This is a genomic window from Paenibacillus lactis, from assembly GCF_017873605.1.
Lineage (GTDB): Bacteria > Bacillota > Bacilli > Paenibacillales > Paenibacillaceae > Paenibacillus_AQ > Paenibacillus_AQ lactis.
Genome location: NZ_JAGGKI010000001.1, coordinates 248,353 through 273,097, shown reverse-complemented (window position 1 = coordinate 273,097; position 24,745 = coordinate 248,353). Strand labels below are relative to the sequence as shown.

Annotated in this window: 22 protein-coding genes; 17 read left to right on the top strand and 5 right to left on the bottom strand. The window is 54.3% G+C overall.

Translation table 11 applies throughout. From position 1 onward, the window contains the following. Window positions 1-105: 105 nt before the first annotated feature. Window positions 106-558 (top strand): hypothetical protein, encoded by a 453-nt coding sequence (locus J2Z18_RS01065; protein ID WP_007128863.1) that lies wholly within the window; start codon window positions 106-108, stop codon window positions 556-558. Window positions 559-761: 203 nt separating this feature from the next. Here J2Z18_RS01065 and J2Z18_RS01060 read toward each other — a convergent pair whose 3' ends face one another. Then, the gene (locus J2Z18_RS01060; protein ID WP_007128862.1) at window positions 762-2,315 is read right to left on the bottom strand and encodes an FAD-dependent oxidoreductase; all 1,554 of its coding nucleotides are present in this window, start codon (window positions 2,313-2,315) and stop codon (window positions 762-764) included. Between the two features lie 241 nt (window positions 2,316-2,556). Here J2Z18_RS01060 and J2Z18_RS01055 point away from each other — a divergent pair, with 241 nt between their 5' ends. The 4 genes from J2Z18_RS01055 to J2Z18_RS01040 all read left to right on the top strand — a co-directional run bounded on the left by J2Z18_RS01055 (window position 2,557) and on the right by J2Z18_RS01040 (window position 7,158). Next, window positions 2,557-3,918, top strand: coding sequence for a spore germination protein (locus J2Z18_RS01055; RefSeq protein ID WP_007128861.1), 1,362 nt, complete (start codon window positions 2,557-2,559; stop codon window positions 3,916-3,918). Further along, window positions 3,911-5,023, top strand: a complete 1,113-nt coding sequence (locus J2Z18_RS01050; RefSeq protein WP_007128860.1) for a GerAB/ArcD/ProY family transporter — start codon at window positions 3,911-3,913, stop codon at window positions 5,021-5,023. The genes J2Z18_RS01055 and J2Z18_RS01050 overlap by 8 nt, the downstream gene beginning before the upstream one ends. Continuing rightward, window positions 5,020-6,129: a Ger(x)C family spore germination protein gene (locus tag J2Z18_RS01045; protein ID WP_007128859.1), complete on the top strand. Its 1,110-nt coding sequence runs from the start codon at window positions 5,020-5,022 to the stop codon at window positions 6,127-6,129. Before J2Z18_RS01050 ends, J2Z18_RS01045 begins: the two co-directional genes overlap by 4 nt. 84 nt (window positions 6,130-6,213) lie before the next feature. Further along, window positions 6,214-7,158 (top strand): aldo/keto reductase family protein, encoded by a 945-nt coding sequence (locus tag J2Z18_RS01040; protein WP_007128858.1) that lies wholly within the window; start codon window positions 6,214-6,216, stop codon window positions 7,156-7,158. On the opposite strand, the gene J2Z18_RS01035 is transcribed toward J2Z18_RS01040, so the two are convergent. From J2Z18_RS01035 to J2Z18_RS01020, 4 genes are all read right to left on the bottom strand, one after another. Continuing rightward, the gene (locus tag J2Z18_RS01035; RefSeq protein WP_007128857.1) at window positions 7,155-8,267 is read right to left on the bottom strand and encodes a GGDEF domain-containing protein; all 1,113 of its coding nucleotides are present in this window, start codon (window positions 8,265-8,267) and stop codon (window positions 7,155-7,157) included. The two genes, J2Z18_RS01040 and J2Z18_RS01035, sit on opposite strands and share 4 nt — an antisense overlap. A gap of 121 nt (window positions 8,268-8,388) precedes the next feature. Next, window positions 8,389-9,486 (bottom strand): sensor histidine kinase, encoded by a 1,098-nt coding sequence (locus J2Z18_RS01030; RefSeq protein ID WP_007128856.1) that lies wholly within the window; start codon window positions 9,484-9,486, stop codon window positions 8,389-8,391. Beyond that, on the bottom strand, window positions 9,479-10,174 hold the full coding sequence (locus tag J2Z18_RS01025) for a response regulator transcription factor (RefSeq protein WP_007128855.1): 696 nt from the start codon (window positions 10,172-10,174) through the stop codon (window positions 9,479-9,481). Before J2Z18_RS01025 ends, J2Z18_RS01030 begins: the two co-directional genes overlap by 8 nt. A 129-nt stretch (window positions 10,175-10,303) precedes the next feature. Continuing rightward, entirely contained in the window at window positions 10,304-11,314 is a 1,011-nt protein-coding gene (locus J2Z18_RS01020; protein WP_210094032.1) for a D-alanyl-D-alanine carboxypeptidase family protein, read from the bottom strand. Between the two features lie 199 nt (window positions 11,315-11,513). On the opposite strand from J2Z18_RS01020, the gene J2Z18_RS01015 reads away from it, so the two are divergent. From J2Z18_RS01015 to J2Z18_RS00960, 12 genes are all read left to right on the top strand, one after another. Then, on the top strand, window positions 11,514-11,909 hold the full coding sequence (locus J2Z18_RS01015; RefSeq protein ID WP_007128853.1) for a Fur family transcriptional regulator: 396 nt from the start codon (window positions 11,514-11,516) through the stop codon (window positions 11,907-11,909). Further along, window positions 11,885-12,700, top strand: coding sequence for a winged helix family transcriptional regulator (locus J2Z18_RS01010; RefSeq protein WP_007128852.1), 816 nt, complete (start codon window positions 11,885-11,887; stop codon window positions 12,698-12,700). Before J2Z18_RS01015 ends, J2Z18_RS01010 begins: the two co-directional genes overlap by 25 nt. 197 nt (window positions 12,701-12,897) lie before the next feature. Then, window positions 12,898-14,367 carry a catalase gene (locus J2Z18_RS01005; protein ID WP_210094031.1) on the top strand — a complete coding sequence of 490 codons (1,470 nt, stop codon included), beginning with the start codon at window positions 12,898-12,900 and terminating at the stop codon, window positions 14,365-14,367. 509 nt (window positions 14,368-14,876) lie between these two features. After that, window positions 14,877-16,862: a methyl-accepting chemotaxis protein gene (locus tag J2Z18_RS01000; RefSeq protein ID WP_210094030.1), complete on the top strand. Its 1,986-nt coding sequence runs from the start codon at window positions 14,877-14,879 to the stop codon at window positions 16,860-16,862. 200 nt (window positions 16,863-17,062) lie between these two features. Beyond that, the gene (locus tag J2Z18_RS00995) at window positions 17,063-17,881 is read left to right on the top strand and encodes a uroporphyrinogen-III synthase (protein ID WP_210094029.1); all 819 of its coding nucleotides are present in this window, start codon (window positions 17,063-17,065) and stop codon (window positions 17,879-17,881) included. Between the two features lie 110 nt (window positions 17,882-17,991). Then, a complete protein-coding gene (locus J2Z18_RS00990) occupies window positions 17,992-18,630 on the top strand; it encodes a ThuA domain-containing protein (RefSeq protein WP_210094028.1) in 639 nt (212 codons plus the stop codon). 32 nt (window positions 18,631-18,662) lie between these two features. Then, window positions 18,663-19,364, top strand: a complete 702-nt coding sequence (locus J2Z18_RS00985) for a response regulator transcription factor (protein WP_210094027.1) — start codon at window positions 18,663-18,665, stop codon at window positions 19,362-19,364. After that, entirely contained in the window at window positions 19,361-20,728 is a 1,368-nt protein-coding gene (locus tag J2Z18_RS00980) for a sensor histidine kinase (protein ID WP_210094026.1), read from the top strand. The genes J2Z18_RS00985 and J2Z18_RS00980 overlap by 4 nt, the downstream gene beginning before the upstream one ends. An 82-nt stretch (window positions 20,729-20,810) precedes the next feature. Beyond that, the gene (locus J2Z18_RS00975) at window positions 20,811-21,488 is read left to right on the top strand and encodes a PepSY domain-containing protein (protein ID WP_007128845.1); all 678 of its coding nucleotides are present in this window, start codon (window positions 20,811-20,813) and stop codon (window positions 21,486-21,488) included. A 179-nt stretch (window positions 21,489-21,667) separates the two neighbouring features. Continuing rightward, window positions 21,668-22,375, top strand: a complete 708-nt coding sequence (locus J2Z18_RS00970) for a PepSY domain-containing protein (RefSeq protein WP_028404108.1) — start codon at window positions 21,668-21,670, stop codon at window positions 22,373-22,375. Window positions 22,376-22,745: 370 nt separating this feature from the next. Beyond that, on the top strand, window positions 22,746-23,063 hold the full coding sequence (locus J2Z18_RS00965) for a phasin family protein (RefSeq protein ID WP_007128843.1): 318 nt from the start codon (window positions 22,746-22,748) through the stop codon (window positions 23,061-23,063). After that, window positions 23,064-24,734 (top strand): ABC1 kinase family protein, encoded by a 1,671-nt coding sequence (locus J2Z18_RS00960; protein WP_210094025.1) that lies wholly within the window; start codon window positions 23,064-23,066, stop codon window positions 24,732-24,734. It begins immediately after the preceding gene. Window positions 24,735-24,745: the final 11 nt, after the last annotated feature.

Genomic DNA, 24,745 nt, shown 5'->3' with positions numbered 1-24,745 from the left:
GCGAAAAAGCCCGTAACAGCAAGCTGAACAGCATATTTCTTGTTGCAATTTCTTAGGGTTCTACTATAATGTTGTTTATACTTTTTAAGGGAGCCATGATCATTATTGAATAAGTCTGAACTGAACCGCATTACGCAAGAGCTTCTACGTCGGTCGGGCAGCAGCGTTACCGTACAGCTGGACGGCTATTTCCCGGGGGGTCGGTTAGTCGGAGGGAAATATGCCATAGGCGATCACAGCGTGACCATGTATACGGAGGTCATTCGCCAGCAGTGCCTGCAATTGTTCGGATCGCTTGAACAGGTGTACGCTTATTATGCCGTCGTCTTCGCGCATGAACTGGGTCATTCGATGGACGGCCAATTATCCGAGCTGTGCGATCTGCTGGATTCATCGGTTGATGAATGGGAAGACATGCGGATCCTGCGGCAAATTGAGGAGAATGCCTGGAATCTTGCGATGCCTTGGATAAGCGATGTGGATCCTTCCCTGGTGAAGGTCATCGTGGATCAATCGCTCGAGGCATACCGGGAAGAACCGGCAACCGTTAGCGCCTAATTCATGCTGAACTGTCGTCGGCCGAAATTCCATGCTGGACGTCTTACAAATACATGAAGGCACCCGTAAGGGGTGCCTTTTTTGCATGCTTTTGAATGAGAAAAACAGAACTCAACACGTGGACAGACAGCCATTTGCCCCATCAACTGCAAATGACCTAGCCAGCGTTGAACCTGCTTATCCATCTGGTTCTGCGTTATGGATCAGCTCTCCGGGTCCAGCTGCTTGAGCGGCTCAGTCGCCGGTCCCTCCAGCACTTCGCCGTTATAGCCGTATCTGGAACCGTGACAAGGACAGTCCCAGGAACGCTCGCCCTCGTTCCACTCTACTTCGCAGCCCATATGCGTGCAGGTGGTGTCCACCAGAAACAGTTTGCCCTCTTCATCCTTATAAGCGCCTGCGCGCTGCCCGTTATGGCGGACCACGGCGCCTTCTCCGTTCTGAAGCGTGGACATATCCGCATCGGACATATCCACTTTGCCGGACACCAGATCCTTCGCAACGGCCGCATTTTGAACGATAAAGGTTTTAATGGACGGATCCGCCTTAAACCGGGACGGGCTGAATAATTCGGCGTACCGGTTGTCGGCTTCAAGGATGTGATCGCTGATGATGTGGGCCGCTAGCGTGCTTGTCGTCATGCCCCACTTCCGGTATCCCGTTGCTACCAGGATTCGGTCCTCGTCCGCTGTGATCGGTCCGATATACGGGACATTATCCAGCGTGATCAAATCCTGTGCGGACCAGCGGTAAGGGATGGAGATTGCCCCCAGCAGATTTCCTGCGAACACCTCCAGGTTCTCATAATGCTGATGGGTACAGATGCTGCGGCCTGTCGCATGATTCTCCCCGCCGACAATGACGAGCTCTTCGCCCTGGTACGATGCGGACCGAAGGGAACGGGTCGGATTGTCCACGCTCAAATACATGCCGCCCGGATACGCGGTCTCCGGCTTAACCGCAATGGCATAGGAACGTTCGACGTGCAGCCTGGAGAAATAGAGGCCCTTGCCGTCATGAAAAGGGAAATGCGAGGCGGACACCGCGTATTTGCACGTGATGCGATGATTGCCCCGTTTGGTCTGCAGCGACAGCGGACCATCGGTCTCAATCTTTCCTCCAATGGTCGTATTTTCATAAATGCGCCCGCCAAGCTCCAGAAACTTCTCGGTCAGATGCTTCACATAGTGCAGGGGATGGAACCGGTATTGTCCCGGCATTTTCACAGCCCCTGTTACCGGAATCGGCAATGGAAGCCGATCCGTCCATTCGCCTGGAATGTCCAGCTTCTCGTATGCCCGGTATTCCTGCTCCAGCTTCTCGAGCGTTTTGCCATCCTGCTCTGTATAGATGTAGGCATCCTCCAGCTTCAGTCCGAACTTGTCTTCCTCTCCGCCTACGATATCTCTTATAAACTCAATGGCTTCCCGGTTCGCTTCATAATAGAGGCGCGCCTGTTCCTCTCCAAAATGCTGGATCAGCTCATGGTAGATCTGTCCGTGCTGAGCCGTAACCTTCGCGGTCGTATAACCGGTCGTTCCGTTGAAGATTTTCCCCGCCTCAAGAAGTACGACATCCTTCCCGGCCTTTGCCAGCAAATAGGCGGTCGTAATGCCCGTTATGCCTGCGCCGACTACAGCGACGTCCGTTTCAATATCCTCCGCGAGCCGCGGAAAGGAAGGGAGATCGGTCGTTGCTCTCCACAGCGATTCCGGATACCGGGGCAATTGATGATAAGATGTGCCCGATGGGTTCATCTGGATTCCTCCTTTAGTCTCTCTATAATTTCAGCTGCTGTTTCTCCAATACGCTTGTCCCCATTATTACCACAATAGACCAATTAGAAACGAGAAGACCGGCGTGAAAAATAGGGTGCTTTCCCGAAGCTTGCGAATCCCGGCAAACTTTTCTGGTTGATTGTTAATAATTTGGGACATTTGTACAGAAAATAGAAGGACTTGAGCGGTTTGCTTGTCAATGATAAAGGAGGGATCGATCATGGCCACCGACCAAAAGCTGCAAGCCGAAGAAGCAAGGAAATGCCTGCAGGAGCAGTTGAAGAATATCGGGGACGTTGAGCAGCGTGAGCTGAAGAATGAGGAAGGGCATGCGCATCTCATCTATCTCAAAAGTATGTGCGACCCCATCCTAGTTAACGACAATTTGATTAACCGATTCTACGAGCTGAACTCCATGGAGCTGTTCGAGCGATTTATCCGGTCGTTCCCGTCAAGCCTGGAGCCTAAGGATAAGCAGGAGCTGCTGCGCAATATGCTTAGAGGCTGCGTTGCGATCTTCATCCGCGACCGGGTGCTGCTGCTCGATGCCGTGCTGGTCAATGCCGGATCCGTCCAACCGGCAAGCACCGAGAATGTAATGCAGGGACCGGACGATTCGTTTACGGAAAATATCGAGGTGAATCTCAACTTGATCCGTCACCGTTATCAGACGACGGACTTGAAGACGGAGTTCATGACGGTCGGCCGGATCTCCCAAACCCGGCTCATTATTATGTATGACGAGATGAAAGTAGATCACTCGGTGCTGAAGGAGCTGAAGAAGCGGCTATCCGAGCTCAAGACGGATATCATTCAGTCTGCTTCTGAGATTGAGCGGCATACGATGCATCCGAAATTGCGGCTGTTTCCGACATTGATGCTCACCGAGCGTCCGGACCGGGCCGTGCTGAACATATCGCAGGGGAAGATATGCGTGCTCATGGACTCTACCGGGTACGTCCTAGTGCTCCCGGCCATCTTTAATGACTTCTTCACGGCAATGGACGACAAGATCCAGCTGCCGCTCATTGGCTGGTTCCTGAAGGCTATCCGGTATATAGCCCTGTTCATTACGGTCATGATGCCGAGTTTGTACGTAGCTTTTACATCGTACAATCCGGAAATTCTGAAGATGCAGATTACGCTGCTGATTGCGGGAAGCCGGGCAACGGTACCCTATCCGTCCTCTTTCGAGGTTCTCTTCATGCTGCTGGCGATGGAGTTTCTCGTCGAGGCGAGCGTCCGCCTCCCGAAAGCGGTCAGCCAGTCGGCAACGACGGTAGGCGGTCTTATCTTGGGCACGGCCGCTACGGAAGCCGGCCTGGTCAGCAACGTCATGGTAATTCTCGTTGCGGCAGTAGCCATTACCAACTTCGTCATCCCGATCACGATGATGAGCATGGGGATACGCGTCACAAAATACTTATTCATTGTCCTATCCACCTTCTTCGGCCTGGTCGGGATCGTCCTTGGGATCGTCTCCTTGATTATGTACCTGACGAGTCTGCGTTCCTTCGGTAAGCCGTATTTAAAGATGTTCGCGATTGAGTGGAGAAGGAAGGGAGATCCGCAGAGTGGTTAGGAACAAATACTTTTACTATCTCTTTCTGCTCAATGCTTCGATCAACCTGATCAACTATGTGCCCCGTATCCTGATCCAGGACCGGTTCAGCGGAGTGTTGATGTCCGTACTGATTGCGATCCCGGCGGGGGCGATCCTGATGTATGTCTTCGCCAAGATGCTGCAGCGATTTCCGGGAGAAGGGCTGCCGGAAATCTTCCATTCGGTGTTTCCGGTTTGGATTTCGGGTTTGCTGTTGGTATTGTATGGACTGGGATGGTACTTTTCCAGCGCAATTACGCTGATTAGTTTCATGGATATCACGTCCCGCTACATCAGCCCGGACGTATCGCCTTATATCGTTCTGACCGGATTTCTCGTCGTTGTCGGTCTAAGCGCAAGGCTGGATTCGGAATCGCTGCTCTACGCGCTGGAAATGGTGCTGTACATAACGATGCCGCTGATTGCCTATATGGCTTGGAGAGTCTACAGTAATCCGTATTTCAGCTGGGATTCCGTAAGGCAAATTATGACTTACGCCTGGAATATGCCGAATTACCGCACTGTAGCCGCAGCGACTTATATTTATACCGGCTACATCAACATGGTGGTCTTCAACCGGATCTTCCGCCGATTCAAAGTCAGGTACATGTTCTCGATCATCCTGGTAAGCATCGTATCTCTGTTCATATCGCTCTTTGGGCCGATCGGGATTCTGGGAGCCAATGGAGCAGGCGAGCATGTCTATCCCGCTTTCTCGACGGTCGATGCGCTCCGAATCCGGTATTTTATTATTGAGCGGATGATCTATGTGTTCTTTGTCGTCTATATGATCCTGTCTCTGATGAACTCGATTATCCACTGGCATGTGGGGAAAGAGCTGGTTCTGGGAGGATTTAAGCTGGAAGGCGAGAAGCCCTCGCTGCTGCCTAAGAAACGGAAGGCGGAGTGGTGGGTTCTGGCCCTTTTCGCCGTCGTTATTTTCGTGCTGGCCACGGTTATCAATCAGTATACGCTCAATGATATGGCGATTGTGTTCCTGGACGTCCGGTTTGCGGGTGAAATCCTGCTCGTCATTCTTTTGATCTACGCCGCAATAAGAAGAGGAAGGAGGAGGAGGGCGTGAAATCCTTGAAAACGTGGTATACGCTCCTTATCTGCGGTTCGATTATGATGCTCGGCGGGTGCGAATTTCGGGATATCGATCTTCGGCTCTTCGTCGTAGCGATCGGCATCGACGTCTCGGAGACGAATCCGGACATGAACCGGTTCAGCTTTAAAATCGCGATCCCTACAGGCGATCCGAAATCGGGGGACGTCAAAACCGTGCTGATTACGCAGGAATCCACCAGCATCGCGGAGGCGATCCGGGAGGCGAAGTCCAAAGTGGACAAGGAGCTGGACTTCGGTCATTGCAAAGGGGTCTTGTACGGGGAGGCGTATGCCCGGCAGGATATCGGCAAAATTCAGGACTGGACCGTCCGAAGGCGGGATATGCAGCTCCTGATGTATCCGGCCGTTGCCATTCCGACGGCCGAGGCGGTCCTGAAGGTGCAGCCCGCGACGGAGCGGATCGCCGGGAACGCTATTTTTCTGGCGCTTAGCGAGGATGGGACAGAATCGCCTTTCATTGCAAAGACGTACTCCTTCGATTTAAGCAGGCGGATGACGGAAACCGGGGAGGATCCCGTCATGCCGGTCATTGAAGCGACCGGGAAGGAGATTTTGAACATTGACAAGGTTGCCTTATTGGACAAGAGCCGGGTGAAGACGATCTTGACGCGGGATGAGACAAGGCTGTATAACTTGCTGGACCAACGGCACTTAAGCACCAACTTCGGTATTAAAATCGAAGGGGAATTGTTCGAGGTGAACACGGACCGGACCCGAAGCCGCTATAAAATCAACGAATCCAAAGAGGGAGCGGAGACCATCGATTATAAGGTCAGCATCACGGCCATCCTGGAGGAGAAAGAGGATAAGGCGCCGATGACCCCTGCAGGACTCCGCAAAATTGAGAAGGAGTTCAACAAGGACCTGACCGAGTCGATTACCAAGCTGCTGGAGAAGATCCAGAAGACGGGACTGGATCCCTTGGGCTTCGGGCTGCGATACGGGGGTACCCACTGGAATAACGATACCGAAATGGAGAAGTGGGCTGAAATTTACCCGAGGGCCAAGTTCAATGTTCATGTCAAAATGACAATCAAGTCCACCGGCTACAAACGGTAAGCAGGGATTCCCTCCCTCTAGCGTACCGGAAAATGGTACAATACGGATGTAGGCATCAATCTCTGTAGAAGAGGAGGCTTGGATATGGAATTTCGAAGATTGGGCGGAAGCGGACTGAAGGTAAGCGAAATCAGTCTTGGAAGCTGGCTCACGTACGGCGGGTATGTAGAGCGTGATAATGCGGTGAAGTCGATTCAGACCGCCTACGGCCTCGGCGTGAACTTTTTTGATACGGCAAATGTGTACGCGCAGGGAGCGGCCGAAGTCGTCGTAGGCGAGACATTGCGAGCATTCCCGCGTGAATCCTACGTGCTGGCAACGAAGGTATTCGGCAAAATGGGCGACGGGCCCAACGATCAGGGGTTATCCCGCAAGCACATTATGGAGCAGTGCCATGCAAGCCTGAAGCGTCTTGGCACCGATTACGTTGATATTTACTACTGCCACCGGTTTCACGAGGAGACGCCGCTTGAAGAAACGCTGCGGGCGCTCGACGACCTCGTTCGGCAAGGGAAGGTGCTCTATGTCGGGGTCAGCATGTGGACGGCCGCCCAGATGGAAGCCGCTCTGGCGATCGCCGACCGTTACCTGCTGGACCGGATTGTGGTGAACCAGCCGCTGTATAACATGTTCGAGCGCAAGATCGAGGAAGAAATCATTCCGCTCGGCGAGAAGAAAGGCATCGGCCAGGTCGTATATTCCCCGCTCGCTCAAGGGGTGCTCACGGGCAAGTACAACGCCAAGCAGGATGTGCCTGAAGAGAGCCGGGCGTCCAAGCTGGGAGCGGATCGCCTCAAGATCAGCGAGGACCGCATTCGGAAGGTGCAATCGCTTGGGCGCATCGCGGACGAGCTCGGCATCACCGTCGGTCAGCTGGCTTTGGCGTGGATTTTGCGCCAGGACAACGTATCCAGCGCGCTCGTCGGCGCAAGCCGTCCCGAGCAGGTGGAGGAGAACGTCAAAGCATCCGGCATCAAGCTGACGCCGGATACGCTGTCCGCGATCGAGGACATCCTTAGTAACGCTTAACTCAGCATATAGTCATGGATTTCGGGGGCGGAACACACGCGGTTCCGCCCGTTGTTTTTGGCCCGGTACAGCTCTTGGTCGGCCTGCTCCATCAGCTGGCGGGCTTCCCTGGAGCGTATCGTGTCCGGATGGACCGCAACGCCGATCGATATCGTGATATGCAGCTTCGTGCCATCATCGAGCGTGAAGGCGTGACGCTCCACCGCGGCCCGGATCCGTTCGGCTAGGGCCGTCGTCTCGGCGATGGTGGCTTCCGGGACGAGGACCGAGAACTCCTCCCCGCCGTTGCGGGAAACCTCGTCGAACGAGCGGGCGTTATCCTTCAGCACCTTGCTCAGCTGCTGCAGAACGGCATCTCCGGCCGCATGGCCGTAGGTGTCGTTTATTTTTTTGAAATGGTCAATATCGATCATGAGCACCCCCAGACGTTCGCTGAAATGCTGGGCTTCCAGAAAGCGCTCGGACAGCAGCTGCTCAAATTGACGGAGATTGTTCAGGCTGGTCAAATAATCGGTTTCGGCGTATTTTTTCAATTGAAGAAACAGCTTATTGGATGTATGGATATACTCGGTCAGCATGTAGATGACCAGCGTGGCCAGCAGGGAGATAATCAGGTGTTGGGTAAATACGCTGAACACTTTATCGCGATCCGGAATGTTCGACGCAATCACAAAGAACAGCACGAGCATGCTCGCGATGGACATGGTCATCATTTTAGTCAGGCGGTCCCATCGGGCTAACGAGATAAGCCCGCAGATCATACCAATCACCAGCATTCCGGCGCCTGCTACAGCGGAGTAACCGGTCATGCCAAAGAGCAGCACACGCCCGACGGCCATTAACAATCCGGCAATCAGGGACGGGAGCCACCCGAGATAGCTGGCGATCACAATGATGGCGAGATGTCGTAAATCGGCGAAAAATCTCGGATCGATCGGAAATGAGTAATACATCAGAATGATCCCGTAGATTCCAAAGAGCACCCCGCCGCAGAGTTTAACGGAGCGGGAGGGCGAATCGAAGCCCGTTACGTATTGCCTGGACAGCAGGCCCGATACGTATAGAAAAGTTACGAGAATACAGAAGTTGGTAAACAGGATGTTGATCATGTAAGGGAGTCATTCCTTTCACGTAACCCTGAACAAATGCGCCCAGAGCGATAAGGACAGTCATCCCTATTTTATCGGAAAATAGATTATTCTGTCGAACAAAATCCAAATTTTGTGGCTTTCAGCTACCGTTTAGAGGGAGGCGCACTTCGAACATGGTCTGATCCGTATTGCTGGTCACCTCGATGCTTCCCTCATGGGCCTCCACGATCGATTTCACGATGGCAAGCCCCAGACCGGAGCCTCCGGTCTGGTCCGTACGGGATTCATCCGCCCGATAAAACCGTTCAAACAGGTGGGAGAGGGCATGCTGCGGAATAGGGGGTCCGTAATTGATCACCTGAACGACGGCACTCTTTCCGTCCCGGAACGCTTTCAGGTCGACCCTCCCGGCATCTTTGCCGTGGCGTACCGCGTTCGACAGCAGGTTCTCGAAGATTCGCATCAGCTTGTCGCCGTCGGCGGAGAGGCTGATCTTCTCCTCGGAAGGCGTAAACTGTACCTGCACGTCTCCCCTCACGGTTTGCCCGGTTAATGAAAAGTCGACTGCCAGCTGGCCCAGCAGCTCAACCAGGTTAATATCGGTACGATTCACAGGCGAATAACCGATCCGGGTATATTCGAACAGATCGTTGACCAGCCTGCCGAGCCGCAAAGACTTACTATAGGCGATATCGGTATAGTAGCGGAGCTCGACCTCGTCCTTGTAGCGGTCTTCGTTGACTAATCGCAAATAGCCGATGATTGAGGTCAGCGGCGTGCGGAGGTCGTGGGACACATTGCTGATCAGCTCGTTCTTGGACTGGACGGCCATCCGTTCTTCCTCCAGGGACAGCTTGAGCTGCTTGGCCATCTGGTTGATTTGGAGGGCCATCTGGCCGAGTTCGTCCCCGGAGCTTACCTTAATCTCCTGATCGAGCTCTCCGCGCGCCAGCCGCTCCGTGCCCTGCATCAATTGATTGATCTGCCGTATGGTGCTCTGGCTCATGAGCAGCACGACAAAAATGAAGATGATGATCCCGATGATGGTGGCAGCGACGGGAAAGCCGAACATATTTTCCAGCCTGCGGCTGATGTTGAACAGCGAGGTTACCCAAGGCTCCCGCCAGTATTCCCGGCCGATCACCTGCATGATTTTTTGGAAGCCGAACAGGATGGACAACGTCAAAGCCCCGCTCACAAAGAACAGGGTGATGATCTTCCACTGCAGCTTATGCATGGATTTTGTACCCTACGCCCCACACGGTCTGGATGAGCTTGTAGCCGAGCTCCTTCTCCAGCTTGTCCCGCAGGTTGCTGATATGGACCATGACGGTATTGTTGGAGACATAATATTTCTCCTTCCACACCTGCTGAAAGATGTCTTCGGCGCTGAAGATTCTTCCCGGCTGACGGGCGAGCAGGTACAGAATGTCGAACTCCCTGGCGGTCAAGGTGACCGGTCGGCCGTTCGCTTTGACCTCATGGGTCGTGCGGTTGATATCCAGGCCGTCGATTTGCAGGCGGTCGCTGTCCATCTGGGCGAGCCCCGTGTTGTATTGGGTGGAGCGGCGGATCAAGCTTTTCACGCGCGTGGTCAGCTCCAGCGGATTGAAAGGCTTGATCATATAGTCGTCGGCGCCGGTCATCAGGCCTAATATTTTGTCCATATCCTCGCTCTTGGCGCTCAGCATCAGAATCGGGATGGACGAGGTCTCCCTGATTTTGCGGCATGTGTCGATCCCGTTCAGTTTTGGCATCATAACATCCAAGATGACGAGATCCACCGATCCCTGATGCAGCTTCAGCTCAAGCAGCGCTTCTTCCCCGTCATGCGCTTGAATCACCCGGTATCCTTCATTCTCCAGGTAGATCGAGATCAATCCCGATATTTCCTTGTCATCGTCAACGATTAATACGCTTCTCACGTTTGAATCCTCCAGTAAATCCACATTAGATACGGCAGCTCATCCTATATATGTACCATTCCGTCGATGGAGTCGCTGCCCCTAAGGCAGGTATTCGGTCGGCGTCGTATCTCCTAGCAACAGTTTACCCTAAATATGGATGGAAAAAAGGCCTAATATTGCGTTTTGCCGTCTGAATCCGTAATCCATCAGCTTCTGAGTCTCCGTAAATCTCTGTTCGGCATGGCCGGTTCCAAGAACGACGGAGATAAGCCGGACCCCGTTCCGGGCCGCTGTTCCGGTGAAGCAATAGCCGGCGGAGCGGGTGTATCCGGTCTTAAAGCCGTCGCTGCCGTCATAGGCATACGGCTCGCCGGGAAGCATCAGATTGGTCGTGTGCAGCGAGATTCCCTTCTGCGGGATCGAAAGGTCGCGCTTGCTCGTCACCTCCACCACATCGGGATAGTTCTGAAGCAGCCACCTGGCGAGCATGGCTGCATCCCTTGCCGTCATGACCGTCTCGCCTTCGGAGGCCGCTTCGGGAAAGCCGCTCAAATCTTTGGCGGTAAGACCGGATGCATTGGCAAATACCGTCCGTCCTGACAGGCCGATCTCCCTAGCGCGGCGGTTCATGCTATCGACGAATTCGCGCTCGCTTCCGGCTAGATGCTCGGCGATGGCGATGGCGGCATCATTAGCCGAATGAATAATCAGCGCTTCGAACATTTCTCTAAGCGTATAGGTCTCCCCGGACTTCATGCCGACTTGGGGGCCGGGAGCTTTTTCGGCATAACGGCTGACGGCTACCGTCTCGTTCCAATCATGCCGTCCTGAAGAGACGGCATCCATGACCATGAGCTCGGTCATCATCTTGGCCATGCTTGCAGGTGGAAGCGGAAGATCGGCCCGCTGGGCATACAGCACCCTTCCGGTCTCGGCATGGATGAGAATGGCCGAACGGGCCTCGATCGCAGGCGGAATGAAGACTTTTACAATGTAAAAGAAGAGCAGGCTGACGCAAAGACCCAGGAACCACAGAGCCATGCCGGCTTGTCCCTTACGTCTTTCCGCCGGCTTCGACCGACGCGGGGAACGATACGGCAAAGAGTTATCAGCGCTCTGCCTTGAAGAAGAGAAACGCGACTTGGATACCGTTGCCATGACGGATGGATCGTCTCCTTTTTAGCGGATATGTACCGAAAATTGATATAAACCAGTGTAACCGCGCGAGCTAAAGGAATTGTAAATGGATTCTTAAGAAAACATAAAGATTACCAGCAATTGAGTATCTCGATAAGGTTGACCCTGACCAAAATAAGATTTATACTTGATCTAAAAATAAATTAAAAGGGTGAATACCTTGAAATCATTAAATCTAACCACACAGCGCCAAGCGGTATATGATGTGCTGCGGGAGTCGCATGACCATCCGACGGCTGCGGAGATCATGAACCGCCTGGTGGAGAAAGGATATAATCTTGCGTATGGGACGGTCTATAACTCCTTGCGCTATTTGACGGATAAGCAGCTGATCCGGGAGCTGAAGCTTGGCGAAAGCGCAAGCCGGTACGATGCCCGGACGGATGAGCATCAGCATATCATTTGCGAAGTGTGCGGCAAAGTCGACGAGGTCATGACGGAGGTGCCTAAGGATTGGGCGGACACCGTAGCAAGCGAAACCAGCTACGTCATCCATCATGCTCACGTTGTATTCGGGGGGGTGTGTCCAGAATGTCAAACCAAACGGAAGAAATAATGGAGATGGCGACCGTATATTCGTTTCCGGACTGGAAGACGACCAGCCTGTACCAGCATCCGGGAGCGGGTATGGCGATCGGCGATGCTTGTCCTACGACGATGCGCGCGGCGCTGTTAAGCCGGTCACCTGGACGGGTTCATGAAATGTTCATGACGCTGACGGAGAACTGCTTCGAGGTGATGATGTTCCGGAAGTGGGAGCCGCGTCTCCAGACGGCTCTGAACACCGGATTGATCATTGCGGACATGACCGGCTGCAGGGACATGGCTGCCTTCAGCAAAGAACGGGAGCTGCTGCTGCCGGAGCATCCTTCGATCCCGGTCCTCTATCTTGTTGGCGAGGAGCTTATGAGCAATGCCGGCGCTAGTCTGATGAACGAGGAGCTGATGGTCTGGCCGGCTCGCTCCAAGGATACGATGATGTACCAAGTGCAGCGGACGATCCGCCTGTTCGCCCCCGTCTCCGCTCCTGCCGGTGATGAGGAAGCTAAAGGTCTCGTATTTAAGGATCTGACCATTGATCGGGATAAAATGACGGTACATCGCGGGCAAGCTCCGATTCATCTCACCAAGACGGAGTACATGCTGCTTCTGCTGCTAATGGATAGCAAGGGGGCCGTCTGCACCCGCGAGGAGCTGATGAGCAAGATTTGGGACACGGATTTTATGGGCGGCAGCAATGTAGTTGACGTGCATATCAAGAGCTTGCGCAAGAAGCTGAGCGATAATGCGGGAGCACCACGCTATATCGCGACGGTACGTGGAGTAGGTTACCGCTTGGCGGACTAACCTCCTCCTTTTTTTCTGCTCACGGATCATTCATAAGAACTTCATCGAATGAACATGAATGCTCATTGGTCAATCACGCAACGCTCATCGAAGGTTCATGCGACACTCATGACCGGACAAATTCCGGGATGATACAATCATTTCATAGATTTAGATTCAGTCTAAAATCAATTATAGAAATGATGGAGGTTTTCCGCATGGATAGATTGACAACGAACCAAGGAGCTCCCGTAGGAGACAATCAGAATTCGAAGACCGCAGGCCGCCGCGGTCCTACGCTGCTGGAGGATTATCATCTGATTGAAAAGATCGCGCATTTTGACCGTGAACGGATTCCGGAGCGCGTCGTTCACGCCCGCGGAGCCGGGGCGCATGGCATCTTCGTCGTGGAGAATGACATGAAGCCGTACACCAAAGCGGCCTTCCTGCAGGAGATCGGGCAGGAGACGCCGGTCTTCGTTCGATTCTCTACCGTCATTCATGGAACAGGTTCCCCGGAAACGGCACGAGACCCGCGCGGCTTTGCCGTGAAGTTCTATACGGAGGAAGGCAACTACGATATCGTTGGTAATCATATCCCTGTCTTCTTTATCCGGGATGCCATCAAATTCCCTGATATGGTCCATTCCTTGAAGCCGGCTCCGGACAGCAACATTCAAGAGCCCGGACGGTATTGGGATTTCATGACGCTGTCCCCGGAATCCACGCATATGATGACCTGGGTGTTCTCCGATCATGGAACGCCGGCCAACTACCGTGAGCTGGACGGATTCAGCGTGCATGCATTCAAATGGGTCAACAGCGAAGGCAAAGTGACTTATGTGAAATATAAGTGGGAATCGCAGCAAGGGGTACGAACCCTGGATGCGGATGAGCTGGTTGAAGTGCAGGGCAAGGATTTCAACCATGCTACGCGGGATCTGCGCGAGCATATCGAGCAAGGCGACTTTCCGAAATGGCGTCTGGTGGTGCAATTGATGTCGCCGGAGGAGATGGACGATTTGCCTTTTGATCCCCTGGATCCAACGAAGGTATGGCCGGAGGACCGCTTCCCGTTCATTACGGTAGGCACCATGACCTTGAACCGCAATCCGCAAAATTTCTTCGCGGAAGTTGAACAGGCCGCTTTCTCGCCAAGCGCGCTGGTTCCCGGCATTGAGCCGTCGGAGGATAAGCTCCTTCAAGGACGTCTGTTCTCCTATCCGGATACGCAGCGTCACCGGCTGGGCGCCAACTACTTGCAAATTCCGATCAACTGTCCGTATGCACCGGTGCGCAACCATCAGCGCGACGGCCTGATGAACGTCAAGCAGGATCCGTCTCCGGTCAACTACGAGCCGAACAGCTATACGACCGGACCGGTCGAGGATCCATCCGTTCAGGAGAGCGAAGCGCCGCTTAGCGGTCATGTCGTTCGCCAGCGTATCGAGAAGACGGACGATTTCACCCAAGCCGGAGAGCTGTACCGCTCCTTCACCGAGCAGCAGAAAGACAATCTGCTCCGCAACCTGATTGCCGATCTGAGCCAGGTGAAGCAGGACATCCAACTGCGGGCCGTATGCAACTTCTACCGGGCGGATGCCGAATACGGAGCCAGACTGGCCGAGGGACTCGGCGTAGATCTGAGCGGCTTCATTCCGGCAGCAAATAAGCCGGAGTCTGTATAAACCGCGTCTTTAACGAAGGAAGGCATTACGGAATAACTTCTTGGTCGATTGTCCGCCAAAGAGCCAGAGCCTAACGGTCTGCTTCTTCCGCTGTGCAGGCCGTGAAGCCATCATATATAAAGAGGTGCCGATAAGATCATGAGATCTTTGGGGCGCCTCTTTTTTAGTTAAGGGGCGCTAGCGTATCGTTTCGGATCTTGCCGGGAGGATGGCTCCTTCCTTGGGAGGAGAACGCTCTAGCATGAATCGTTTCTCATCTTGCCGTTATCCCAATTTCTTGAGGTCAACCGTGAGCCGCTTCAAACAGGGTGTTTCAAGGACCGCTTCGCTTGTCCGTAACCCGCCGCTCGCACGGAGGACCATGGTCCAACTCAAGTCTCCCAATCTTAATTGTAAATAATTACCACATGTAGGATGTAACGATTCCTTTACCGGATGCCGATAAGTTGAAGGGAAGATTTTAGTTACGAGGGAGCGTTCTCCCTGCGGATTGAAAGGACAGGAACCATATGAAGACAAAGAGAACCAACCGGCTGCGGCGAAACATGATCATCACGTTTCTTGTGGTGCTGCTCGTTCCAAGCTTTGCGATCGGTTATATTACTTATCGCGATGCAAGTCATACCGTGGAGGAGGAAATTTTGCGCAGCGCATCGCGCAGCGTGGAGACGGCGAATGATGTCATCAACCAGACGATCGAAAATAAGATTCATGACCTGAGCTATTTCAGCGGGAAGATCAAAGGGGCCGCGGTCGATCAGGAGCTGGCATCGGGCAGCGAAACAGGACTCGCTGCGGTGCTGCGGCAATATTTGGGGCTGCACCCCGAAACGGTCGATATTTTTGCCGGGACAGCCCGGGGCGGCATTTTGAGAGCCTCTACAGAGGAGCTTCCTGAAGGATTTGACCCGAGACAGAGCGAGTGGTACAAGCTGGCCATCACCGCCAAGGGCGAACCGATTATTACGACGCCGTATGCATCACAGGCCGGATCGATGATCGTTGTGACGATTGCGCAGATGCTTCCAGACGGATCCGGCGTGGTCGGCATTGATTTGAACCTTACCCAGATCCGTGATCTGGTTGAAGTCAAGGTTGCACGCGAAGGCTATACCATGGTGCTGGATCAGGAGCAGCACTATTTATTTCACCCGGAATACGCGGCAGGGACGGATGCATTGGCGCAAGAGGCTTGGATCTCCCGCTTGTATGAGGAGCCGGAAGGGCACTTCCATTATGAGCATAACGGCGAGGACAAGCAATTGAATTACATTACCAATGAACGGACCGGATGGAAGATTGCCGGTACGATGTATTTCTCGGAGGTGGAAGATTCCGTCCGCGGCATCCGGAATACGATGGTATTGGTGATGGCGGTGTCTCTTCTTGGCGCGTTTGCGCTGGCCTTATGGAATATCCGCTCGGTGCTGAAGCCGATCCGCAAGCTGAGCAAGGCGACCGAAGTGATCAGCGACGGAGATTTGACTTATCGTATGAGCGGATTCAAGCGGGACGAAATCGGGGAATTGGCCGATCACTTCCAGGTTATGGTGGATAATCTGCGTGAAATGGTGCATGGCGTTATGGGGATGTCGGAGAATGTGTCCGCCTCGTCGGAGGAGCTGTCGGCTAATGCGATGCAAAACACAGCGGCCGTCCAGCATGTGACCTCCTCGATTCAGGAGGTGGCGGCAGGCAGCGAGAGCCAGCTCTTCGCCGTCGAGGAAATCGTAAAGCGGATGAATCAAGTATCGCAGCATGCCGATTCCATTGCCTCTCTCCTCGAGGTTATGAGAGGGGCCATGAATCAGACGGAAGAGCTGGCCCAGGAAGGGAATACGGCCGTGATCACGGCCGCGGCTACGATGCAGGACATCAACCATTCGATGGAAGAGCTCGGCGGCGTCATCAGCCAGCTGTCCGAGCGGTCGGAGCAGATTCGAGGCATCGTCGGGACGATTGGAGAGATTGCCAAGCAGACAAGCCTGCTTGCGCTTAATGCCTCGATTGAAGCATCGAGAGCGGGAGAACACGGCAGAGGCTTTGCTGTCGTGGCTGCGGAAATTCGCAGTCTGGCGCATCGCTCCGAGGCATCGGCACAGCATATCGCCGAGCTCATCGCCGCCATTTTGCAAGAGGTGAAGCGGACGAATGCGGTAATGGCATCGGCTCAGGAGAACGTTTCCGAAGGCGTCGGCGCGGCTGACCTGACCGGACGCTCCTTCTCCCGCATTAAGAAGGCGGTTCACAAGGTGACCGGGCAAGTAAGCGAAACCGCCGAGGCTGCGCGTCAGCTGGCGGGCGATGCGAATCAAGCGAGAACGGCTATTGATGCGATTCGGAATATCTCGGAGCAGACGTCGGGACGGACGCAATCCATATCAGCCGCTTCCGAGGAGCAGCTTGCCTCGATGGAAGAGGTAAGCGCGTCGGCGACGGATTTGAGCCGGCAGGCGGAGGAGCTTCAGGAGCTGGTCCGGCGTTTCAAGGTTTAGCAGCTATAGGAGGAGCGGGGCGTCTTGCAGCGCTTCGAGCTGAACGTTCAAGCAGCGAAGGGGATGCATTCCCTTCGCTGCTTTTTTATAAGGCTTGCTGCCGAAGTTTAAGACCAAAGTGACTTTCGCTCTGCGGATCGGGCCAGTATACTGGAGTCAAATGGCAGAACCTGCACACTCTAGGAGAGCGAGGCAAAATAATGGCACAGCATATGAAAGATCGGGTTGTGGCCCTGGCCGGCCCCCGCAAAGCGGAGGAAATGGCAAAGCTGGTGGAGAAGATGGGGGGAACCCCGCTGATTCGTCCGGCACAGGGAACGGTTTTTTTGGATGATGAGGTACTGCGTGAATCGATTGAGGATTGGCTTAAAGAGCCCGCACCGCCATGGGCGATATTTACGACGGGCATTGGCCTTGAGGCCATCTATGATATGGCGGAGCAGATGGGCGCTTTGGACCGGTTGAATGCAACGCTTACGCAAACAACCATTGCCGCGCGCGGTTACAAAACGGTGAACGCGTTGAAAAAAAGAGGGCTTACGCCCATCGTAAGAGATGATGACGGCAGCACATCCGGCCTCATTCGGGCGCTTGCGCCGTTTGATCTGGCAGGCCAGCGCGTCATCCTCCAGCTGCATGGCGAATCCGCGCCTAAGCTTGTGGAATGGCTGGAGAGCCGGGGCGCTCAGGTGGAGCCGATCTTGCCGTATAAGCATATACCGCCGCGGGAGGAAGACATCTCGTTGCTGGTGGACGAAATTATCCAGGGCAAGGTGGATGCCGTTGCGTTCACCAGTGCGCCGCAATTCCGGTTTCTGGCTGATTTCGCCAAGGATCACGGCAAGCTCGAAGCGGTGCTGGAGGCATTCCGCGGGCCAGTGATCGCCGTTGCCGTCGGCAAGGTAACGGCGCAGGGGCTGCGCGAGGAAGGGATCACGCGCCTGCTTGTCCCCGAAGATGAGCGCATGGGCAGCATGATGGTCGAGCTCGGTCGATATTTTGCCCAATCAGCGAATTAATGGCATGATAGGGGAGGGAGACGGGCGTGTCTTCCGGATTGATTCTTAGGCTCGTGCATGTAATGGACCATCGCGTGTAATATTGTAAGTAGTAAATAGGAGGATGCCCCATGGATAAAAGAAAAGCACTGCTGCTAGGCAGCTATACCCACCCCAAGTTTCACCCGCTCCAAGGGATCGATAAACAAGTAACACATCTTTTAAACGACATGTTCACGGTGCAATGCACCGAAAATCATAAAATGCTCCACGAGAGCAATCTGTATCCCTATGAGCTGTGCATTGCCTACAGCGACTTGTGGGATGAACGCGTATCTCCCCGGCAGACGGCGGGCCTGCTGTCCTATGTCAGCGGCGGCGGCGGCCTGCTTGTCATTCATAACGGCATTACGCTGGCTAACCGGTATGAGTTGGCCCAGCTCATCGGAGCGCGGTTTGACGGCCATCCGCCGATGGATAAGCTGTATTTCGTTCCCGCCGAGAACGATCTTGATATTACGGAAGGCGTGGAGCCGTTTGTATTGGATGAGGAACCGTATCGCTTCACCTTTAGCCCGTTTACGGAAAAAACGGTGCTGCTGCACTACGAGTATGAAGGTCAGCAGTGGCCGGCCGCTTGGTGCCATACGTACGGAATCGGCCGGGTGGTCTTTGTCATGCCGGGCCATCATGAGCCGAGCTTCCTTCAGCCGCAGCTTCGGAGGCTCATCACGCAGGCCGCCAAATGGGCGGCGCGCGTTCCGGGCTAAATCATACGGAGCATGCCTGTAGGAGGGATTGGATGAACAACGGGAAGATTTTAATCGTCGAAGATGAAGCTAAAATATCCCGTCTGCTGGAAATTGAGCTGGGGAGCGAGGGCTATGAGGTTGCCAAAGCGGATAACGGACTGGATGCGCTGAGCGTATATCGAAGCGGGTCCTTCGATCTGATTCTGTTAGACGTCATGCTGCCGGGCATGAGCGGCATCGAGCTGCTGAGGCGCATCCGGAGCCAGGATACGCACACGGCGGTGCTGCTGCTCACCGCCAAGAGCTCGGTTGAGGATAAGGTGTCGGGTCTTGATCTGGGGGCTAACGATTATATCACGAAGCCGTTTCAGATCGAGGAGCTCCTCGCCAGAATCCGGGCAGCGCTTCGCCTTCAGGGGACGCGCCAGAACGACAATGAGCCGGGAGGAGAATGGCTTTCCGCCGGTGACCTTAAGCTCCATGAAGGAACGCGCGAGGTCGTCAGGGCCGGAACGAAGATCGAGCTGACGCCCCGAGAATTCGATCTGCTCGTTTACCTGCTCAAAAATCAACGGCAGGTGCTGAACCGCGAGCAAATTCTGGCGGCGGTATGGGGATACGATTATTACGGCGATACGAATGTCGTCGATGTGTACATACGTTATGTGCGGAAGAAAATCGATCTTGACGGCCTGCCCGATCTGATTCATACCGTCCGCGGCGTCGGCTATGTGCTGAAGGACAGCCCATGAAGCTGAGCAGCCGAATTCATCTGTATTCATCGGTACTTATGGCGGTCATTCTGATCGTCATGAATATTTTGGTTTACTTTGTATTCAGCCGGATGACGGTGGATAGCCAGCTTAAGCAGACGAAGGCCGAAGCCGTGCAGATCGCCGGTAATATGGTGGAGGCCGCGAAATCCGTCCCGCTCGCCGACTTGCAGCGCAGCTATGTTCCGGCTGGCGCAGGGATCAAGGTGGTCATGCCCGATAACAGCAGCCCCCAGCGGTTGACGACGGCGCCAGGCGTGGAGCTGGACGGCCTTGATGAGCCGTATGATACAAGGGAGCAGGTGCGGCTGATCACGATCCAAGGGGAAACGTACGCATTCGCCTCGATCCCGGTCATTTGGCCGGACGGCTCGGTTAACAATATTCAGCTTGCACGCACGCTTGCTCCAACGATGGATATTCTGAAGGCGCTTCGTGTCGTGCTCGTGGCCGTCACGGCCATCGGCCTGATTCCGATCGTCGTGTCGACCCGCGTGCTGGGCCGCTTGATTATGCAGCCGATAACGGCGCTCACCCGCACGATGAAGGATATCCGCGAGAGCGGACGGTTCCGCCGGATCGAGCTTAAGGAGCAGCCGAAAAACGAGCTGACGGAGATGGGAGCGGCATTCAATGATATGATCACGCTGCTCGAGAGCAATCATGAGAAGCAGGAGCAGTTCGTATCCAACGCCTCGCACGAGCTGAAGACCCCGCTTACGATTATCGAGAGCTATGCCAGTCTGCTGAAGCGCAGAGGACTTGAGCGGCCGGAGCTGTTTCAGGAGTCGGTGGAAGCGATTCATTCGGAAGCGATCCGAATGAAGGAGATGACCGAGCAGCTGCTGCTGCTGGCGAGGAATCAGGATTCATGGAAGATCGAGATGGAATCCGTGGAGCTCTCCGAGCTGGCAAACGGATCGGCGCGTGCGATCCGGGATGCCTACAGTCGGAAGGTTGACGTCCGCGCTGAAGGCGAGGTGCACGCCTGGACGGACAGCCGCAGGCTGAAGCAGCTGCTGTTCATCCTCCTTGATAATGCCCGCAAGTACAGCGATGAGTCGATCGTCATCGAAGTCGGAAGGAAGCCGCCCGGGGTATATATTCGGGTCATTGACCGGGGAATCGGCATATCGAAGGAAGATTTGGAGCATGTGTTTGACCGTTTCTACCGTGTCGATGAAGCTCGCGGCAGGAAGACCGGCGGAGCAGGCCTCGGCTTGTCGCTGGCGAAGGAGATTGCAGAGGCCGTCGGGGCAGAACTGGAGCTCGAAAGCCTGCCGGGAGTCGGCACCACCGCCACGATCCGGCTGCAGCCTTCCGGGACCCGAGGTCAAGGTTAAACGCCCTTTTGTTTCTCATCGATTTCTAACCTTGCTGCGGTATACTTGCGTTAATGAACAGAATCTACCCGAGGTGATTGGGATGCGAAAACAAATGGGGATGCTGACGGGCGGTCTTCTGCTGGTCGTCGTCGTGGTGGCCGGTACGCTGCTGTGGAAGCCGTTCAGTGTTTCGTCCGAGCGTATGAGCGAGGATGAAATTATAGGTAAAGTGGAAACTCTCTACCCAAATGGGACGATAACGGATACAGCGCTGGACGGCGATGTGTACCGGGTTCAGCTGGTGTCCGATCAAGGCAAATATGATTTGGCTGTGGATGCTCGCGAAGGCAGCATTGTGTCGATCGAACAGCTGGAGAAGGGAAAGGGCGGGTCTGGCAATCAGGATCCGACCGGACAGCAGCCCGAGCCTCCTGATCCGGATAACCGCGGGACGGGTCAGAGCGAGGGTCAGGGACAAGGCCAGGGGAGTAAACCACCTTCGGAGCCGAATGGGGAGGGGTCAGGCGGAACCCCGGAGGACTCTGACGATGGCGAAGGCACCGAACCAGAGAATCCGCCGATGCGGATGATCACGAGGGAGCACGCCGAGAAGGTATCGCTTGCTAAGGTTCCCGGGACGATCGAGGATATCGAATACCGCGAGGATGACGGCGTTCGTTATTATCTGGTCGAAATTGAGAAGAGCGATGGGCGGGAAGCCACGATCCAGGTTCATGCCATTACCGGCAAGATTATGACCGTAACGTGGGATGATTAGGGAATGGATCAGACGAGTTACTTCTTGATTTCACTTCGTGATCAAAAGACGATCTTTTGAACAACCTCTTTTATCATTTATCATCGTTTTCTAATCTTTCTCTCTGAATGCTCTCATATTGGAGCGTTATAATGAAATTGTAAAGAGAACGATCGATAAGACATGAGGAGGTTATTACGATGGGAAAGAACAAGATGAAGAAAAAAATACTGTGGGCCGGCGCGCTGTCCGTGGCTATAGCGGCAAGCGGCGTATACGGATATAATGCCGTGCAGGCTGCGGGCTCGAACGGAAGTGCAAGCACCGGTACGACGACTGCAGCGCAAACGGGCAAGCAGCTGATCAGTGTCGAGAAGGCGGAGCAGCTTGCACTGGCTGTCGCCAAAGGAACGGTAAAAGATATCGATCTGGTACACTATAAAGGACAGCTCGCTTATAAGGTGTACATCCAACAAAGTGATCGGGGCACCAAGCTATGGATTGACGCATCAACCGGCAAAACGCTCGGGAAGCGGACTTTCGAATATCACCACCACTATGATGGAGATGATGATTTTGATGATGACCGCGATCGTTATCCCAGCGGCTTGATCGGCGCAGGACAGGCCGCTGCAGCTGCATTGAAGCATGCGGGAGGCGGCACGGTGACTGACGTCGATCTGGATGAGGACGATAACCGCTGGATCTATGACGTTGAAGTGAAGACCTCCAAAGGCAGCATGGAAGTCGAGGTCAACGCCCTGAGCGGGAAAATCGTAAAGTCCGAGTACGATCACGACGATGATGATCATGATGACGATCATGACGATGATCAAGACGACCGTTACGATAATGATCATGACGATAATGATCATGACGACGATGACGATGATCGTTATAACGATTAAGATTGAGTGATCTTATGAAAAGCGTGCAGACCGTGGGGCAATGCCCTGTCGGTCTGTTTTCTTTTCCTCGACTAGGCGTTAACAGATCGGTATCCATGCTCTCATATTTACGGCCGGATCCGGGTAATTCTAAGTATATGAGATTTTGCAACATCCAAAGATCGACTTCCCATCAGCACAGTTATAGAGCGAAACGGCTTTGTTCGTCTCTAGATTTGACCCGGGGAGCGGCTGGAATCTAAATTTTCACAATGCCGGCCTATAAACCGGGAGCGCTCACAGGACATGGGTGCTGAAGCTTTGCGGATAGATGTTTTTACCAGCGCGAACGGTTATAATGGAACCAGACAAGATCGGGAGGGATAAAATCATGAGTGATCTTTTTAAGAAAGCAATCTCGTTAGGATTGGGCCTTACCGTTGTCAGCAAAGAAAAAGTCGAGAAAATCGTGGACGATCTGGTTAAGCGCGGGGAGCTGGCGCCCACAGAATCCAAAGCGCTGGTGAATCGCCTCATTGAACGCGGCGAGGAAGAGCAGTCCCAGATCAAGACGTATATTTATGAACAGGTGCAGCGCGTACTGTCCGAACTGGACGTGCCGAAAGGAACCGATGTCGCGAGCCTGGAACAGCGCATCGCTGTCCTTGAGAGGAAAATCGTGGAATTGGAAGGGCCGCAGCAGGATTAGATGGCGGTCCGAATGAGGCATGCCGGACGCTACCGGGAAATCGCCATGGCGCTAATGCGCCATGGCTTTGGCTATATGGTGGAGGAGATGGGACTGTTCCATGTCCTGTCGATGCCCGTCCGCTGGAGCTCCAGGGAGCAGCCGGAGACCGTTACGCTCGGGGAACGGATTCGGAGGGTGCTGGAGGATCTTGGACCGGCATTCGTGAAGCTGGGCCAATTAGCGAGCACAAGATCGGATCTGCTGCCTGACCATATTATCCAGGAATTGGTCAAGCTGCAGGAGCGGGTTCCTCCGTTCTCTTCCGCCAGCGCGCGGGAGCTGATCGAGCAGGAATGGGGCATGCCGATACATGATGTACTGCAGGAATTTGAAGAGAAGCCGCTTGCCGCCGCTTCAATCGGACAGGTGCATGCCGGCCTGCTGAAGAGCGGTGAGCGTGTAGCGATCAAGGTACAGCGGCCGGGTGTGGCCAGGATGATCGGCCGCGATCTGGAAATCCTGCGGGACATGATCTCGATCGCCGAGCGCCACTGGGATTGGGTGAAGCAGTACCGGGTCGACCGGATTGTGGATGAATTTGCCAGAGCGATGATGGCGGAGCTGGATTACAGTCACGAGGCACGTAACGCTGAGAAGATTTCATCCCGGCTGGATGACCATGAGTATATCCGTATTCCCCGGATATATTGGGAATATACATCCTCGAAAGTGCTGATGATGGAGTTCGCGGAGGGCATTACGCTTAGCCGCCGGCAGGAGCTGGCCGCGAAGGACTATGACCTGAAGGAGATTGCGGAGCATCTTATAGACGGCATGCTTCAACAGATTTTTATCGAAGGCTTTTTCCATGCCGATCCCCATCCGGGCAATTTGCTTGTCGCAGAGGATGGAAAGCTCGTCTTCCTGGACTTTGGACTTGTCGGGCAGTTGAGCGAGGACATGAGGGATCATCTTTCGGGGCTGATCATTGCTTTGATGCGCCGAAATTCGGAAGGGATGATCCGCGCGATCTCCAAGATGGGACTCATACCCGATGATTGCGATATGGACGCCTTGCGGTCGGATATGGATCGGCTGCGGAGCGAATATTATGACGTGCCGTTCTCTCAAGTGCGCTTGGGGAAGGCGCTTACCGACCTGTTCACCGTTGCCCAGCGGCACCGGATTATGCTCCCGCCGGATTTGACGCTGCTCGGCAAATCGCTGCTGACGCTGGAAGGAGTCATCGAAATGCTGGATCCGGAAATCAGCATCATCGACATGGCGGAGCCTTTCGGACGGAAGCTGCTGAAGGAGCGCTATAATTCGCGCAGGATTGGAAGGAAGGTGCTGGACGGGTTGGCGGGGCTTGCAGAAAGTCTGCTGGATTTGCCCGGACAGGCCAGGCAGCTGTCGGCCTTGATCAGCAAAGGAAAGCTCCGGGTGGAAATCAGCGTGCCGGAGCTGCAGCAGCTGATGCGGAAGCTGGACCAGATCAGCAACCGGCTCTCATTCAGCATCGTTTTGCTGGCCTTCAGCATCATTATGGTTGGACTTATCATCGGTTCCTCCTTGAGCCGGGAGCCCATGATGCTATGGAATTTCCCGGTGATCGAGGTCGGGTTCATCGTGGCGCTGCTCATGGTGGCATGGCTGCTGTATTCGATCTTTAAATCGGGCCGTTTCTAGCCGTGGGCTTA

Coding starts and splice junctions, on each gene's coding strand:
- J2Z18_RS01060 (WP_007128862.1), bottom strand. CDS start 2,315: ATGAACCCATCGGGCACATCTTATCATCAATTGCCCCGGTATCCGGAA.
- J2Z18_RS01055 (WP_007128861.1), top strand. CDS start 2,557: ATGGCCACCGACCAAAAGCTGCAAGCCGAAGAAGCAAGGAAATGCCTG.
- J2Z18_RS01040 (WP_007128858.1), top strand. CDS start 6,214: ATGGAATTTCGAAGATTGGGCGGAAGCGGACTGAAGGTAAGCGAAATC.
- J2Z18_RS01035 (WP_007128857.1), bottom strand. CDS start 8,267: ATGATCAACATCCTGTTTACCAACTTCTGTATTCTCGTAACTTTTCTA.
- J2Z18_RS01030 (WP_007128856.1), bottom strand. CDS start 9,486: ATGCATAAGCTGCAGTGGAAGATCATCACCCTGTTCTTTGTGAGCGGG.
- J2Z18_RS01020 (WP_210094032.1), bottom strand. CDS start 11,314: ATGGCAACGGTATCCAAGTCGCGTTTCTCTTCTTCAAGGCAGAGCGCT.
- J2Z18_RS01010 (WP_007128852.1), top strand. CDS start 11,885: ATGTCAAACCAAACGGAAGAAATAATGGAGATGGCGACCGTATATTCG.
- J2Z18_RS01005 (WP_210094031.1), top strand. CDS start 12,898: ATGGATAGATTGACAACGAACCAAGGAGCTCCCGTAGGAGACAATCAG.
- J2Z18_RS01000 (WP_210094030.1), top strand. CDS start 14,877: ATGAAGACAAAGAGAACCAACCGGCTGCGGCGAAACATGATCATCACG.
- J2Z18_RS00995 (WP_210094029.1), top strand. CDS start 17,063: ATGGCACAGCATATGAAAGATCGGGTTGTGGCCCTGGCCGGCCCCCGC.
- J2Z18_RS00990 (WP_210094028.1), top strand. CDS start 17,992: ATGGATAAAAGAAAAGCACTGCTGCTAGGCAGCTATACCCACCCCAAG.
- J2Z18_RS00985 (WP_210094027.1), top strand. CDS start 18,663: ATGAACAACGGGAAGATTTTAATCGTCGAAGATGAAGCTAAAATATCC.
- J2Z18_RS00980 (WP_210094026.1), top strand. CDS start 19,361: ATGAAGCTGAGCAGCCGAATTCATCTGTATTCATCGGTACTTATGGCG.
- J2Z18_RS00975 (WP_007128845.1), top strand. CDS start 20,811: ATGCGAAAACAAATGGGGATGCTGACGGGCGGTCTTCTGCTGGTCGTC.
- J2Z18_RS00970 (WP_028404108.1), top strand. CDS start 21,668: ATGGGAAAGAACAAGATGAAGAAAAAAATACTGTGGGCCGGCGCGCTG.
- J2Z18_RS00965 (WP_007128843.1), top strand. CDS start 22,746: ATGAGTGATCTTTTTAAGAAAGCAATCTCGTTAGGATTGGGCCTTACC.
- J2Z18_RS00960 (WP_210094025.1), top strand. CDS start 23,064: ATGGCGGTCCGAATGAGGCATGCCGGACGCTACCGGGAAATCGCCATG.